Here is a 14392-nt window from a genome sequence, read left to right as displayed (position 1 = left end):
GGTCGGGGGCCGGCGGTCGGGTGCGCCCCCTGCCCGGGGCGGGGCAGGGGGCGCGGGCCGGCGGGGCCGGTCAGGGGGCCGGGGCGGGCCGGGGCTCCTCGTGCCGCGGCTCGTCCTGCCGCGACTGCTGGTCGGGCTGCGGCTGGTCGGGCTGCCGGGGCGGGTCCAGGCGGCGGCGCAGGAGGACGGCGGCCAGGGCGGCGGCGGCGAGGGCGGCGCCGGCCAGGGGCAGGTGGCGGGGGCCGGCGGTGGTGACGACGGCTCCGCCGAGGGTGGTGCCCAGGGTGATGCCGAGGTTGGAGAAGGAGATGAAGAGGCTGTTGCCGAACTCGGGGGCGTCGGTGGCGTCGCGGGCGAGCCAGGCCTGGGCGACGGCGAGGCCGCCGGAGTGGACGGCGCCCCAGAGCAGGACGGCGGCGAGCATGGGCAGGGGGTGGGGGCCGGCGGCGTCGACCAGGAGGTAGAGGGCGAGGTAGAGGAGCGGGTAGGCGGTGACGGTGCGTACGAGGCCGCGTTCCAGCAGGCGGCCGAAGAGGATGTTGCCGGCGGTCATGACGACGCCGAAGGCCATCAGGACGGGGCCGGTGAGGGAGGGGGCGAGGCCGGTGACGCTCCCCAGGTACTCGGCGATGTAGCCGTAGCCGCTGAACATCGCGGCGAACACCAGGGTGACGGCGGCGACGGCCAGCCACAGCCGGGGCCGGCGCAGGATGCCCAGCTGTCCGGCGTAGGTGGGCGGCGCGGTGTCGGGCAGGTCGGGGAAGAAGGCGAGGACGCCGGCGCAGGCGAGGAGGTTGACGGCGCCGGCGGCCCAGAACGCGGCGGGCAGGGAGATGTGCTCGGCGAGGTAGGAGGTGACGGGCACGCCGAACGCGAAGCCGGCGCTGACGCCGGCGAAGACGGTGGTGGCGGCGCGGGCGGCCTTGCCGGGCGCGGCCAGGCGGGTGGCGGCGGTCAGGGCGAGGGCGAAGAAGACGGGGTGGAGCAGCGCGGGCAGGATCCGGAACGCCAGGACGAGCGGGAAGGAGTGGCCGAGCGCGTAGACGGCGTTGGAGACGGCGAAGAGGGCGAGCGCCGCGGCCAGGACGGTCTTGCGGCGCAGCCGGGAGGCGAGCAGGACGCCGACGGGGCCGGTGGCGGCGACGGTGAGGGCGAAGGCGCCGACCAGCCATCCGGCGGCGGCGGGGGTGACGTGCAGGCGTTCGGCCAGGGAGGGCAGGACGCCGACGACGCCCATCTCGGTGGTGATGATGCCGAACACGCCCAGTGCCAGGACCGGGACGGCCAGGGCGTTTCGGGCGGGAGCGGTGCGTGGCACGACAGCCTCCATTGGATACACAAATCTAGATAGTTGGATGCGTTTGGGTCGAAGAAAAGGGGGCGCCGGGCGGGCGCCCCCCGAAGCAGGGTGGGGCGGGGTCAGAGTTCGTCGCGCACGTACGCGGCGAAGGCGGCGATGGTCTCCTCGTCGCGCCGGTAGAACGTCCACTTGCCGACGCGCTCGGACACCAGCAGCCCGGCCTCGCGCAGGATCTGGAGGTAGCCGGAGACCACCGACTGGGACAGCCCCGAGCGCTCCTGGATGTCGGTGACGCACACGCCGATGTGGAAGCCGACGCCGCGCTCGCGGTAGTACGGCTCGTCGAAGTAGCGCTCGGGCGTCTTGAGCCAGCGCAGGAAGTCCGCGCGCGCCGGGTTGGCGAGCGCCTTGTGCACGGCCAGCGGGTCCAGGTCCACCGCACACGCTCCTTCCGCCGTCCGGCCCCTCGGGGACGTATCTAATATTCTGGATACGATCCGGGGTGTCAAGGCGGGGCGCCCTCGGGGACGGGGCTCGGGGCGGGGGTCAGTGGTACTGGGCGATCTGGAGGAGGTTGCCGCAGGTGTCGTCCAGGACGGCGGTGGTCACCGGCCCCATGGCCAGCGGCGCCTGGGTGAAGCGCACGCCCAGGGCGCGCAGGCGCTCGTACTCGGCGTGCACGTCGTCCACGGCGAAGGAGGTGGCGGGGATGCCGTCGGCGGCCAGGGCCGCGACGTAGGCCCTGGCGGCGGGGTGCCGGTCGGGCTCCAGGAGCAGCTCGGTGCCGTCGGGCTGTTCGGGCGACACGACGGTGAGCCAGCTGTGGTCGCCGAGCGGGACGTCGGCCTTCTTCACGAACCCCAGCACGTCGGTGTAGAAGCGCAGGGCCTTGTCCTGGTCGTCGACGAAGACGCTGGCCAGGTTGATCCTCACGGGGGGCTCCCTCGGGTGGTTCGGGCCCGGGTGGTTCGGGCCCGGGCGGGCGGGTGGGCGGCGGTGCGCGCGGGCGGGCGGGGCCGCGCGGCGCGTTTCGCACTCCACCGTCGGCCACCGCCCGGCCGCGGGCAAGCCGCGCGGGACGCGGGGCGGGGTGGGACGGGCCGCGGACTGACGGGTCGGCAGCCGGCGGGCGGTGCGCGCCGGGCGACAGGCGGGCGGCGGGCGGGTGGCGGGCGGTGCGCGCCGGGCGGCGCGCGGCCCGGGGCCGTGGTGGCGCGGGTGGCACGGCGGCGCGCCGGTGGTTCACTCGCACGAGTGATTGTGACGCTGTGCGCAACGGCGGACACTCTGGGTATCCGGAGGGCTCGTGGGGGGCTCTCCCGGCGCAGGGAGTGCCGCCATGGCCGCAGTCGAACCTTCCGCCTCCGAGGTCCCGCAGATCACGCACAGCTCGCTGCCCGCCGGCCGGGACGAGGGCCTCGCGGCCATCGGCGGCAACGTCGGCTCCGTGAACCGGGCCTGGTGGACGTGGAGCCCGGGCAACGGGACCTTCAACCTCCAGCTGTCCTGGAACGTCATCGGGATCGACTCGACGGTCGTCATCACGGCCTCCGAGATCGACTCCAACGGCAACCGGTTCGTCGGCGCCGCGGCCTTCCAGGTCTCGAGCATCGCCCCGGGCAACGGCGTGGTGACCTTCAAGATCAGCATCGGGTGGAACAGCCCGCTGCCGATGCGCACCGACGTCGTGGTCTTCAACTGAACCGGCCGCCCGGACCGGCGCCCGCACCCGTACGGTGACGGCCCGCCCGGCAGGCGCCCGCCCCGTGGCACCCGCGGACCCCTCCGCGGGCACCGCGGGGCGGGCGCCCTCCCGGATACCGCGGGGCGACCGGGAGGGCGGAGCGGCCCGACGTCGCCGCAGGGGTCAGGCCGTGGCGGGGGCGCCGCCGGGAGCGGGGGTGCGCACGACGGCGTCCAGGGCCGGGGCGATGACTGCGAAGCAGCTCCCGGTCAGCGCGGCGGGGTCCACCGCCGCGCCGCCGCCACCACCGGAGGCGCCACCGGCAGCGTCGTCGTCGGCGCTCCAGCGCTGGAGCACCGTGTGGAAGGCCGCCAGCGCCATGTCCGCGGCCAGCCGCGGGTACAGCTCGCGCCCGGCGTCCAGGCCGAGGCGGGCGGCGAGCTCCTCGGCGAGGTCGTCGCGCCACTGCGCCTGGCGCTCCAGGAAGCGCGCGAGCAGGGCGGGGGTGGACAGGACCAGCCGCACCACCTGGCGGGCGCGCTCCTCGTGGCCGGCGCAGTCCTCGACACTGCGCCACACCGCGTGCCGCAGCGCCACCGAGGGCGCCTCCCCCGCCGGACGGCGGGCCAGCTCCTCGCGCATCGCCGCGCCGAGCGCGCCCAGGAACCGGACGACCACGTCCTCCTTGGACGCGAAGTAGCGGAAGAACGTCCGCTTGGACACCCCCGCGGCGGTGGCGATCTCGTCCACCGTGACGGCATCGAACCCGCCGCCCGCCAGCAGCTCCAGCGCCGCCCGCGTCAGCTCGTCCGCCACGAGCTGGCGTTTGCGCTGGGCCAGGGTGGCGGCGGGTCGGGAGGTCACCGCCCCATCCTAGCCCCCACGCCACACACGACGCCCAATGCCCATCTTGACACTTGGTGACAGGAAGGGCACCTTGAGCCGTATGAGTCGTACGCCCCGAAGCAACCACACCCCCGACCGCAGCCCCGCCCCCGGCCCGGGCCCCGGCCCGGAGCCGCAACCGGACCTGGACGGGCGGGTGTTCGTCGTCACCGGCGCCACGAGCGGCCTGGGCCTGGCCACCACCGACGCCCTCGCCCGCCGCGGCGCCCGCGTCGTACTCGCCGTACGCGACGAGGACAAGGGCCGGCGCGCCGCGGCCCGCGTGAGCGCCGCCCACCCCGCCGCCCGCCTGGAGGTACGCCGCCTGGACCTCGGCGACCCCCGCTCCGTGCACGCCTTCGCCACCCGCCTGCGCGCCGACGGCGTCCACCCCGACGTCCTGGTCAACAACGCCGGCGTCATGGCACCCCCGCGCACCCTCACCCCGCACGGCCACGAGCTCCAGTTCGCCGTCAACCACCTCGGCCACTTCGCCCTCACCGCCCACCTGATCGACCTGCTCGCCCAGGGCCGCGACCCGCGCGTGGTCACCGTCACCTCCGCCAACCACCGCCGCGCCCGCATCGACTTCGACGACCTCACCGGCGAGCGCGCCTACTCCCCCATGGGCCACTACAACCAGTCCAAACTCGCGGGCGCCCTCTTCGCCCTCGAACTCCACCGCCGCCTGAGCGCCGCCCGCAGCCCCGTGCGCAGCGTGCTCGCCCACCCCGGCTACGCCGCCACCGCCCTGCCCCGCGCCGGCGCCGTCGCACCGGTGCGGCTGCTGTTCGGGCACCTGCTGCGCCCGCTCGCGCAGACGCCCGCCCGCGGGGCGCTGGCACAGCTGCACGCGGCGACCGCCCCCGGGGTGCGCGGCGGCGAGCTGTACGGGCCGGGCGGGCCGGGCGAACTGCGCGGGGCCCCGGCGCTGACCTCGCCCGCCCCTCGCGCCCAGGACCCGCGGGCGGGCCGGCGGCTGTGGGAGGTGTCGCAGGAACTGACCGGGCTGCGGTTCACCGTGCCCGCGGCGGACGGCGCCTGACCCCGGGGCGGGACCAGGCGAGGGGAGGTCACCGCCCGCGCGGCACGGCGGGCGGTGGGGCGCAGCGGGGCACGGGGGGGGGACCGCGCTACGGCAGCGGACACGGCCCGACGGCGACGGCGGCCGGGGCCGCGGCGGCAGGCGCGCCCGCGGGTGCCGCCTCCCCCGTGACCGGGCGGCAGGTCCCGGCCCGCCCGGCACCCCGCCCCCGTCCGCCGGGAACGCCGGACCGGTCCCGGCCAGGGGGCGGCCGGACACCACCGGCACAGGGCGCGGCCGTACGGCGGGCGGGCGGCGACGGGCGCGGCCGTGCGGCGGGCGGGGGCGTGTGGTGGGCGGGGGCGTGTGGTGGGCGGGTTGACGGTCTGTGCGGCGGGGCCCGCGGGGTGGGCCCCGTGCGGGCCGGTTCGCCGCTTCCCTGTCCGGGTCCCTGTTCCCGCTTCCCGCTGCCGTTTCCTGTTCCGGCCGGTCGGGGTGTCCGGTATTGGTGGTCGCCCCGGGCGGGGGTGGGGGCGGGCAGTAGGATCGGCGGCGTTGCATCCCGTACACACTGCTGGTAGGAGGCTTTTCATGGCTCAGGTCACGCTGAAGGGGAACCCGGTGCAGGTCGGTGGCGCGCTGCCGGCCGCCGGCAGCCAGGCGCCGTCGTTCACGCTGGTCGGCGAGGGGCTCGCGGACGTGTCGCTGAAGGACTTCGCGGGTCGGCGCAAGGTCCTGAACATCTTCCCCAGCATCGACACCCCGACCTGCGCGACCTCGGTGCGCACGTTCAACGCCAAGGCGGGTTCGCTGGAGAACACCGTGGTGCTGTGCGTGTCGGCGGACCTGCCGTTCGCGCAGGCCCGGTTCTGCGGCGCGGAGGGCCTGGAGAACGTCAAGACGCTGTCCACCCTGCGCGGGCGGGACTTCCACGACGTCTACGGTGTGGCGATCGCCGACGGTCCGCTGGCCGGGCTGACGGCGCGCGCGGTCGTCGTCCTGGACGAGAACGACACCGTCCTGCACACCGAGCTGGTCGCGGAGATCGCCGACGAGCCGAACTACGAGGCCGCGCTCGCCGCCCTCGTCTGACCGGCCGGCACCGCGCCCGCGGTGCCGACTCCTTTTGTGGTGCGGCGGCCCGCCCCCCGCGTCCCGCCCGTCCCCGCTCCGGCGGGACGGGCGGGACGGGGGGCGGGCCGCCGTCGCTCTTGCCCGTCCAGGACGCGCCGGGCGGAGGACGACCGCCGTGGCGGGCGTCCCGTGGTGGGCGTCCCGTGGTGGGCGTCCCGCGGCGGGCGTCCCGTGGCGGGGCGCCCGGGGCAGCCGGTTCAGGCGGCCAGGGTGTCCTTCAGCCAGGGGGCGATCAGGGCCATCGCCTCGCCGAAGCGGGAGACGGCGCAGTGGCCGGTGTCCGGGATCAGTTCGACGCGGGTGTCGCGGCGGCCCTCGAACACCAGGGTGTCGTCCTGGGGGACGTGGACGTCCTCGGTGCCGTTGACGACCAGCATCGGCCCGTTGGCGTCCCGGTCCAGCAGCGGGCGCAGGTCGAATCCGGCGAAGGCCGCGTAGAGTTCGGCCCTGGTGGGCGCGGTGTCGAAGCCCAGGGCGTTGCCGACGATGCCGTCCATGCCGAAGGCGAAGCCGCGGCCGGGGGCGAAGGCGCGCTCGACCGGGCCGCCGAGCACCACGGAGGCGTCCACCGCCCCGGTCAGCCCGGTGCGGGCGGAGTAGTAGCCGCCCATCGAGATGCCGAAGTGGCCGACCCTCCCGTTGCCGGCCGCGCGGGCGAAGGCGACCAGTGCGGCGATCACCTCGTCCCCGCCGTGCGGGGTCATCGGCAGGTGGGCGCTCTCGCCGGTGCCGGGGAGGTCGAACAGCAGCAGCCGCGCCGGCAGGGCGAACGCGAGCTGCTCCCACATGCCGTGCAGGTCGGTCTTCCAGGAGTCCACGCCGCCGCTGGCCAGGACGAGGGGCGCGTCGGCGGGCAGGCCGGGGGCGGCCATCAGGTGGACCGGCACGGCGGCCTCGCCGCCGCGGTGGGGGACGGTGAGGACGCGGCGCTCGAACTCCACCGGGAAGCCGGGGGCGGCGAGGACGTACTGCTCGACCTGGCGGGCGAGCGCGGTGCGCTTGGGCCCGTCGGCGAGCGAGGGGAACTTGGCCCAGCCGTACGCCTGCGCGGCCTCGCGGTGGCGCCCGGCGGCGGCGTGGCGGGCGGCGAGGGCGGACCACTCGTACACCCAGCCGCCGGGCCGGTCGGGCCACATCACGGTGACGGCGGCGCGGACCGCGTCCACCTCGCCGGCGGGCAGGCCGAGGGTCATCTGCGGGTAGCGCTCGACGAACAGGTCCCGCGGGTCCAGGGGCCAGGTGAAGGACATGGTGGTGCCTCCTGTCGCACTCAAGCTTCTTAAAGCCGGAACACTTGCGTTAACGACTATGCGCCCGCACCGGCGCCTAACGCAAGCGGCCCTGCGTTAGTGTGGTGGCCGAGGTGATCGACATGACCGAACACGAGCCGCGGCCGGAGTCGGAGCCGCAGCCGGTGCGCCGCCGCCCGGGCGGGCGCGCCGCGCGCGTGCGCCAGGCCGTCCTGGACGCCGCCGCGCAGGTACTGGCCGAGGAAGGCGTCGACCGGCTCACCGTCGCCGGGGTCGCGGCCCGCGCCGGCGTCAACGAGACCACCGTGTACCGGCGTTGGGGCACCCGGGAGAAACTCGTCCTGGACGCCATGCTCACCGGCAGCAACGAGGGCGTCCCCGTCCCCGACACCGGGGCCGTCCGCACCGACCTGGCCGCCTTCGCCCGCGCCCTGGCCCGCTACCTCGCCACCCCCACCGGCCGCTCCGTCGCCCGGGCCGCCGCCCTCAGCGCCGACGACCCCGACCTCGCCGAGGCCTGGCAGACCTTCTGGCACTCCCGCCTCGACCAGGCCGGCGCCATCATCGCCCGGGCCGTGGACCGCGGGGAACTCCCCCCGGACACCGACACCGCCCTGGCACTGGAACTGCTCTGCGCCCCCCTCCAGACCCGCTGCCTGCTCGGCCACCGCCCCGACGAACCGGACCTGCCCGAACGCCTGACGGACCTGGTCCTGGACGGCCTGACGGGCGGGAACCGGGCCACCGCCCCCCGGCAGCGCCCCTGACACCGGCCGCCCCCCGGCCCCGGCCCGGCGAAGGGGGCGCCGTCAGGCCGACGGCATGCCCGCGCACGCCGGGCCGTACGACCACTCCCCCGGAACCGGACGAGCGGCCCCGGAACAAGGCCCTGGCCCACGTTCTGCGACCGGTGACGGTACGCAACGGGTCACGTGTTCCCACCGGGCCCGTAGCGGGTTCCGGGCGGCCAGCAGCCGGCGGCCGCGACGCAACCACGCTCCCTGTTCAGGGAGTTGCCGTTCCCGTCGGCACCGGAGGCGACCGTCGCCGGGGGTGGGACCGGACGCCGGGAGGCGGCGGGCGCGGTGAGCGGGATGCGGCGGCCGGCCCCGATCGTGGCCGCCCGCCGCCGAGCGGACCCGGGAAAGCCAACGGGGCCGGGAGGAAGGACCGTTGACCACCGGCAGCCCCGCTCAGGCCACCGGCAGCCGGTGGCCGCGTGCGAACGCCGTGCGGGTCACAACGGCCGGCGCCAGTGGCGGTAGGTGTGCGGGGTCCTGGTGAAGCCGCTGTCGCCGAAGGGGTTCGCCAGCGTGCCGTCGAGGGTTCCGGCCAGGAAGTCGCCGAAGCCCGCCGCGAAGCGGACCCAGGCCGCTTCCCCGTAACGGTGCTGGCGCCTGAAGACGACGACGTCCCAGCCGTCCGGGTCACGGGTGTCGCAGAGCCAGAAGACCACGTCGCCATTGGCGCTGCCCGCGAAGGGCAGGAGCCTGCCCTGCTCCAGGTCCTCCGGGGCGGTGCCGGTGGGGACGGCCGGCTCCTGCCGGGGGTCGAAGTCCAGCGCGTCGAGGAGGTCGCCGTACGGGGAGCCGTCCACCGGCGGCGTGCTGACGCCGAGGTACTCGTCCAGCTCGCCGCCGCCGTAGAGCGCGACGAAGTCGCGGTAGTCGGCGGGCAGGCGCAGGCCCGTGGCGCGGGCCAGTTCGTCCCAGTCGACGCTGTCGCCCGGGGTTCCCGGCTCCCCGATCAGGGCCGAGAGGCGGGTGACGGCCGGGTGGACCATGGCGGTGTCCCCTTTCGTGGGCGGCGGGTTCCGGTCGGTCACCGTACTGCCCGGTGTCCCGCCCGGTGAAGGTCGAGCGGGCTGTCGGACCAGCGCCCGTCCCGCCGGGCCCCGACCACCCAGGGCAGCGGAGCGGCGGACTTCCGGGCACCCGCAGAGCGCGTCATACCACGCGTCGTGAACCGCGAAGACCTGACGGCAGCCCTCGAACGACACGGGACCGACGGCGCCGGCCGGGCCGCCCGGGCCGCCCGGCCGGGTGGACCGGATCGGCCGGGACGGCACCCGGGATCCCGGCTTCCGGGGACCGCGGCCGCCGGGAGGGGAATGTCCGCGGTCAGACCACGCAGAACTCGTTGCCCTCCGGATCGGCCATCACCACATGGTCGGGCCTGCCCCGCAGCTCCTCCTCACGGACCACCGTCGCACCCGCGGCGGTCAGCCGCTCCACCGCCTCGACCACGCGCGGCCACCGCACCTCCCACGGCGTCCCACGGCCGCCGCCGGCCTGCACGTCCACGTGCACCCGGTTCTTCACCGCCTTCGGCTCCGGCACCTTCAGGAAGGACAGGGCGGGACCCGTCCCCTCGGGATCGCAGAGGTACGCGCCGTCGTCCCACTCCTCCCGCGGGACCCCGTGACGGGAGAACCACTCCTCCCAGCTCCCGAACCCCGCCGGCGCGGGCCTGTGCACGTAGCCCAGCGCCAGCGCCCAGAACCCGGCCAGCCTCGCCGGGTGCGCAGTCGATCGTCAGGCTCCACCCGGTCGCCATGCGGCCCTCCTCGCTCGGGATGCCGCGACCGTACCGCCCGCCGCCGACACCACGGCCACACCGCCGGCGGGCGCCCCGCACGACGCAGGCCGCGACCCGCAACCACCCGCCCTCGGCAGGGGGCGGGCCCGCGCCGCGCAAAGGAGGGGAACAGGCACCGCCCCGACCGCGACGGCGACGGCGACGGAGGCGGCCCGTGCAGCCGCCACCGCCGCCGTCCCCGGAGCGCTACGCGAACGGCCGGCGGTCCGGCGCGCAGACCGTCCCGGGCGCCGGCAGCCGCCCCTCCACCAGGTAGCGCTCCTGCGCCCCGGCCGCGCAGGCGCTCGGGTTGCCCAGGACCGTGTGCCCGTAGCCGTCGACGGTCAGCAGGCGGGCCCCGGCGAGGGTGTCGGCCATCGCGCGCGAGCCCTCGTAGGGCCAGGCCGGGTCACCGGTGTTCGCGACGACCAGCACGGGCGCGGCGGTGCGGCGGTCCCACGGCCCGTCGTAGCGGTCCCGGGCGGCCTGGGAGGGCCAGGACGCGCAGCGCTGGGTCTGCCACACCCAGTACGGGCCGACGGCGCCGGAACGCGTCTCGGCGAGGGCGGCCAGGGCCGGGTAGTCGGCGCCGGCGGGCGGGTTGACGGTGTCCGCGCACAGGGCGCCCAGGGTCTGCGCCTGCCCCGACAGCGCGCCCGGCGCCGGTGCCGGAGCGGGGGTGGGGGCGGGCGGTGCGTCGGGGGCGGTCCACAGCTGCTGCAGCCACGCGCCCAGGGCCGCCCAGCCGCTGTCGGGGACGCCCGGCAGCGGCGCGGCCGTGTACAGCATCGACGCGACGGTGGACACCGCAAAGGCGTAGGTCACCTCCCGCGCCGGCGTGCCGGGCGCGAGCGGCCCGCGGCGCAGCCGCTCCAGGAGGGCGGCGAACCTGGCGCGGGTCGCGTCCGCGTCGCCCGCCGCGAACGCGCACGCCGCGGGGCCGGCGGCGGCGCAGCGTTCGAGGAAGGCGTCCAGGGTGCGGGCGGAGGCGAGGTCGCTGCCGGTGCGCAGGAACGGGGGCAGGGCGCGCTGCCGGGGGGTGCGGCCGGTGGACCAGGCGCGCGGGTCCAGGGCGCTGTCCAGGACCATCGCGCGTACCCGGTCGGGGAAGAGGTTGGCGTAGACGGCGCCGAGCAGGGTCCCGTACGAGGTGCCCCAGTAGGTGAGGCGCCGGTCGCCGACGGCCTGGCGCAGCACGTCGAGGTCGCGGGCGGTGTCGGCGGTGGACAGGTGGGCGAGCAGGCCGGTGGTGTCGTTGTCGGCGCAGTGGCGGGCGAGGCCGGTGTAGGCGCGGGTCCAGGCGCTCTGCTGGTCGGCGGCGGTCGGGAAGCCGGCGGGCAGGCCGTCGAGGAGGGCCTGTTCGGCGGCGGGGTCGGGGAAGCAGTGGAGGGTGGTGGAGGCGCCGGTGCCGCGCGGGTCGAAGCTGACGATGTCGAAGCGCCGTCGGACCTGTTCGGGGAAGAGGCCGTAGACGGCGGGCAGGGCCGCGGTGCCGGGGATGCCCGGGCCGCCGGGGTTGAAGAACAGCGAGCCGATGCGGTGGGCCGGGTCGGTGGCGCGGTGGCGGATCAGGGCCAGGTCCAGCGGTGTTCCCCGCGGGTCGCGGTAGTCCGTCGGCACGGCGGCGGTGGCGCACTCGAAGCCCTGGGCGCAGGGCCCGTCCCAGTGCAGGCGCGGCACGGGCACGGCGGACGCGGCGGTGTCAGCGGGCCCGGCGGTGTCGGCGGTGTCGGCGGTCGCGGTGTGGGCCGGGGCCAGGGCCGCCAGCACGAGCACGGCCGTGGCGGCACGGAACGCGGTACGCGAAGCGGTACGGAAGGCGGTACGGAAGGCGGTGGCGGGCCGGGGTCGGGGCACGGGCGGCTCCCTCGTCGTCGTGTGTTCCTGATCGGGCGTCACCGAGTCTTGCGTCGAGCGCTGTCGGCACACCGGCAGGACGCTGTCCCGCCACCGACACACCACCGTCACCACCGGCACCACCCACAGCACGGGCGCCGGTCGGCCGCTCAGTAGGCTGCGGCCCATGTTCGAGTACCACGGCTGGATCAAGGTTCTGGAGAGCGCCGGCGCCGACGACGAGGAGTACGACGACGACCGTCTCCGGCTGATCGTCGGGGGTATCGAGGAGCGCGTCCGGGAGATCGGCAGCCCGTACCTGCTCGATCTGCGGTGGATGAACGGGGAGGTGTTCGTCCACTTCGGCGGCTTCTCGAACCACCGTGACGCGCGGATCCCGGCGTTCTTCCGCGAGGTCGGTGAACGGGCGCCGGGCTCCTACGGCCTGCTGCACGTACGCGACGACGAGGACCCCGGCCGTGAGAACGAGGTCCTCGTCCACAGGATGGCCCGCGGACGGGTGAGCGAGCACGCGGATCCGCTGCTGTCACCCTGCGTCCCCGTCCTGGAGGACCCGTTCCAGGGGTAGGACGCGACGCCGGCCGGACCCTCCGCGAGGGGAACGACAACGCCAGCGGGCCACGGGATGGCCAGGCGGGCGGGCGGCTTCCGGAGCGGCCGGCGGGCGGTAGCGGGCGGGGCGGGGCGGGGCTGCCGCTGCCGCGTGCCCAGCCGGGGCCTGCCGCGACACCCCCGAGCGGGAACGCGGGTGCGCCCCCTCGGCCCCCTGTCCGGCACGGGGCCGGACAGGGGGCCGAGAGGGCGCGGCACGAGGCGACCCGCGGACCGGGAACCGGCCGACCGGCCACCGGCCCGGAGCGGACCCGGGCGGACGGACCCGGGTACCCGGACGGACGGGTCCGGCGGCCCGGCCCCGGGCGGACACGCCCGGGGCGCCGGGTCAGGTGATGGAGGCTCCCGAGTCGATGCTGATGACCTGGCCGGTCATGCAGTCCTGGTCGAGGAACAGCGTGATCGAGCGGGCGACCTCGCGCGGGGTGACGAACCGGGGCACCGGGACCTTCTCCCGCATGCCCGCCACCACGTGCTCGGGCAGGGTGTCCGTCATGCCGGTGATCATGAAGCCGGGTGACAGGGCGTTGACGGTCACCCCCCGGCGGCCGCACTCCGCCGCGAGCGTGCGGGTCAGCCCGATCAGGCCGGCCTTGGACGCCGAGTAGGCGGTCTGCCCGGCGGTGGCGATCAGCGCCGACGGGGAGACGATGTTCACCACCCGTCCCCAGCGGGCGCGCAGCATCGCCGGCACGCACGCCCTGGCGGTGTGGAAGGAGCCGACGAGGTTCGTGTCGATCACCTGCCGCCACTCGGCGGGGTTCTGCATCGCCATCAGCGCGTCCTTGCGGACCGCCCCGTTGTTGACGAGCACGTCCACCGGCCCCAGCGCGGCCTTGACCTGCTCGTACATCGCGGTGACCGCGTCCCAGTCGGCGACCGAGCCGCTCACCAGCACGTGGTCGTTGACCAGCTGGGCGGCGACCTTCTCCGCCCCGGCCCGGGAGCTGTTGTAGTGCACCGCGACCCGGCAGCCCGCCGCGTCCAGCGCCAGCGCCAGCTCGCTGCCCAGCCCCCCGGAGGCGCCGGTGACCAGCGCCACCGGGGAGTCGGGCCTGGCGCCGAAGGCGTCCTTGCCGCTCACCGCGCCACCCCTCCCCACGTCAGCAGGACCGAGCCCCACGTCATGCCCGCGCCGAACCCGGCCAAAAGCACCGTGTCGCCGTCCTTGACCCGACCCGAGTCCAGGGCCTCCGCCAGCGCGATCGGGATCGACGCCGACGCGGTGTTCCCGTAGCGCTCCAGGTTCGTCACCAGCCGGTCCGCGGGGATCCCCGTGTGGGAGAGCACCGAGTTGATGATCCGGATGTTCGCCTGGTGCGGGATGACGTGGTCGACGTCCTGCGGTGTGATCTTCGCCTGCTCCAGCGTCTCGCGGATCGTGCGCACCGTGTAGCGCACGGCGTTCAGGTAGATCTCGTTGCCGTTGATCTGCGCGTAGTGCAGGCCCTCGGCGACGGTCCGCTCGGTGGTGGGCATCCGCGAGCCCCCGGCCAGGACCTTCAGGCTGTTCTTGCACGAGCCGTCCGCGCCCAGGTTCCACGCCCGGATGCGGTCCACCGCGCCCGGCCGCAGGACCACCGCTCCCGCGCCGTCGCCGACCAGGATCGACAGGTCCCGGTCCCGCGGGTTCGCGGTCAGCGTGTGGGTGTCCGAGCCGATCAGCAGGATCGGGCGCGGGTCCATGCGCAGCAGGCCCGCCGCGGTCACCAGCCCGTACACGAAGCCGGCGCACTCGGAGTTCACGTCGTGGGCGCTGCCCGCGATGCCCAGCTCGTCGTGGACGAACGCCGACGTCGCCGGCGAGGGCTGCTCCGGGGTCGCCGTCGCCACGATCAGGTGCGCGATGTCCGCGCCCGTCAGGCCCGCGCGTTCCAGGGCCCGGCGCCCGGCCTCCACGGCCATCGACGCCGTGGTCTGCCCCGGGCCCACCGCCCTGCGCTCACGGATCCCGCACCGCGAGACGATCCAGTGCTCGTCCACGCCGAAACGCTCCGCGAGCTCGGCACTGGTCACCACCCGTTCGGGCACCGACATGCCCCAGCCGGTGACGTCGAAACCGCTCACCA

General features: G+C 75.9%; 14 protein-coding genes and 1 pseudogene. 5 read left to right on the top strand and 10 right to left on the bottom strand.

Features of this window, described 5'->3' with window-relative positions; genetic code table 11:
• Positions 1-70: 70 nt before the first annotated feature.
• From ACLWS4_RS10690 to ACLWS4_RS10680, 3 genes are all read right to left on the bottom strand, one after another.
• Positions 71-1318, bottom strand: coding sequence for an MFS transporter (locus ACLWS4_RS10690; RefSeq protein WP_416873904.1), 1248 nt, complete (start codon positions 1316-1318; stop codon positions 71-73).
• Positions 1319-1419: 101 nt separating this feature from the next.
• Positions 1420-1737: an ArsR/SmtB family transcription factor gene (locus tag ACLWS4_RS10685; RefSeq protein WP_198959518.1), complete on the bottom strand. Its 318-nt coding sequence runs from the start codon at positions 1735-1737 to the stop codon at positions 1420-1422.
• Positions 1738-1846: 109 nt separating this feature from the next.
• Positions 1847-2233, bottom strand: coding sequence for a VOC family protein (locus ACLWS4_RS10680; protein ID WP_049660971.1), 387 nt, complete (start codon positions 2231-2233; stop codon positions 1847-1849).
• 406 nt (positions 2234-2639) lie between these two features.
• On the opposite strand from ACLWS4_RS10680, the gene ACLWS4_RS10675 reads away from it, so the two are divergent.
• Positions 2640-3002, top strand: a complete 363-nt coding sequence (locus ACLWS4_RS10675; protein ID WP_049661667.1) for a hypothetical protein — start codon at positions 2640-2642, stop codon at positions 3000-3002.
• Positions 3003-3167: 165 nt separating this feature from the next.
• On the opposite strand, the gene ACLWS4_RS10670 is transcribed toward ACLWS4_RS10675, so the two are convergent.
• On the bottom strand, positions 3168-3848 hold the full coding sequence (locus tag ACLWS4_RS10670; RefSeq protein WP_380737684.1) for a TetR family transcriptional regulator: 681 nt from the start codon (positions 3846-3848) through the stop codon (positions 3168-3170).
• Positions 3849-3930: 82 nt separating this feature from the next.
• Here ACLWS4_RS10670 and ACLWS4_RS10665 point away from each other — a divergent pair, with 82 nt between their 5' ends.
• Together ACLWS4_RS10665 and tpx are read left to right on the top strand one after the other, a co-directional pair.
• On the top strand, positions 3931-4914 hold the full coding sequence (locus ACLWS4_RS10665) for an oxidoreductase (protein WP_416873903.1): 984 nt from the start codon (positions 3931-3933) through the stop codon (positions 4912-4914).
• A gap of 570 nt (positions 4915-5484) precedes the next feature.
• Positions 5485-5985, top strand: a complete 501-nt coding sequence (gene tpx, locus ACLWS4_RS10660; protein ID WP_049659074.1) for a thiol peroxidase — start codon at positions 5485-5487, stop codon at positions 5983-5985.
• 239 nt (positions 5986-6224) lie between these two features.
• On the opposite strand, the gene ACLWS4_RS10655 is transcribed toward tpx, so the two are convergent.
• Positions 6225-7277: an alpha/beta hydrolase gene (locus ACLWS4_RS10655; protein WP_416873902.1), complete on the bottom strand. Its 1053-nt coding sequence runs from the start codon at positions 7275-7277 to the stop codon at positions 6225-6227.
• Positions 7278-7399: 122 nt separating this feature from the next.
• Here ACLWS4_RS10655 and ACLWS4_RS10650 point away from each other — a divergent pair, with 122 nt between their 5' ends.
• Positions 7400-8044 carry a TetR/AcrR family transcriptional regulator gene (locus ACLWS4_RS10650; protein ID WP_416873901.1) on the top strand — a complete coding sequence of 215 codons (645 nt, stop codon included), beginning with the start codon at positions 7400-7402 and terminating at the stop codon, positions 8042-8044.
• A gap of 470 nt (positions 8045-8514) precedes the next feature.
• On the opposite strand, the gene ACLWS4_RS10645 is transcribed toward ACLWS4_RS10650, so the two are convergent.
• From ACLWS4_RS10645 to ACLWS4_RS10635, 3 genes and pseudogenes are all read right to left on the bottom strand, one after another.
• Positions 8515-9060, bottom strand: coding sequence for an SMI1/KNR4 family protein (locus ACLWS4_RS10645; protein WP_416873900.1), 546 nt, complete (start codon positions 9058-9060; stop codon positions 8515-8517).
• Between the two features lie 337 nt (positions 9061-9397).
• Positions 9398-9833, bottom strand: a pseudogene (locus ACLWS4_RS10640) (VOC family protein).
• 228 nt (positions 9834-10061) lie between these two features.
• A complete protein-coding gene (locus tag ACLWS4_RS10635; RefSeq protein WP_416873899.1) occupies positions 10062-11711 on the bottom strand; it encodes an alpha/beta fold hydrolase in 1650 nt (549 codons plus the stop codon).
• A 166-nt stretch (positions 11712-11877) separates the two neighbouring features.
• On the opposite strand from ACLWS4_RS10635, the gene ACLWS4_RS10630 reads away from it, so the two are divergent.
• Positions 11878-12279 (top strand): Imm7 family immunity protein, encoded by a 402-nt coding sequence (locus ACLWS4_RS10630; protein WP_416873898.1) that lies wholly within the window; start codon positions 11878-11880, stop codon positions 12277-12279.
• Between the two features lie 372 nt (positions 12280-12651).
• On the opposite strand, the gene ACLWS4_RS10625 is transcribed toward ACLWS4_RS10630, so the two are convergent.
• Together ACLWS4_RS10625 and ACLWS4_RS10620 are read right to left on the bottom strand one after the other, a co-directional pair.
• Complete coding sequence (locus tag ACLWS4_RS10625; RefSeq protein ID WP_049656301.1) at positions 12652-13407, bottom strand: SDR family NAD(P)-dependent oxidoreductase; 756 nt, start codon at positions 13405-13407, stop codon at positions 12652-12654.
• The gene (locus ACLWS4_RS10620; protein WP_049656304.1) at positions 13404-14390 is read right to left on the bottom strand and encodes a 3-oxoacyl-ACP synthase III family protein; all 987 of its coding nucleotides are present in this window, start codon (positions 14388-14390) and stop codon (positions 13404-13406) included. Before ACLWS4_RS10620 ends, ACLWS4_RS10625 begins: the two co-directional genes overlap by 4 nt.
• Positions 14391-14392: the final 2 nt, after the last annotated feature.

The sequence above is a fragment of the Kitasatospora sp. SC0581 genome, assembly GCF_048159585.1.
Classification (GTDB): Bacteria; Actinomycetota; Actinomycetes; order Streptomycetales; family Streptomycetaceae; genus Kitasatospora.
The sequence above is the reverse complement of the archived record's forward strand: the minus strand, read 5'-3'. Positions and strand labels throughout refer to the sequence as shown.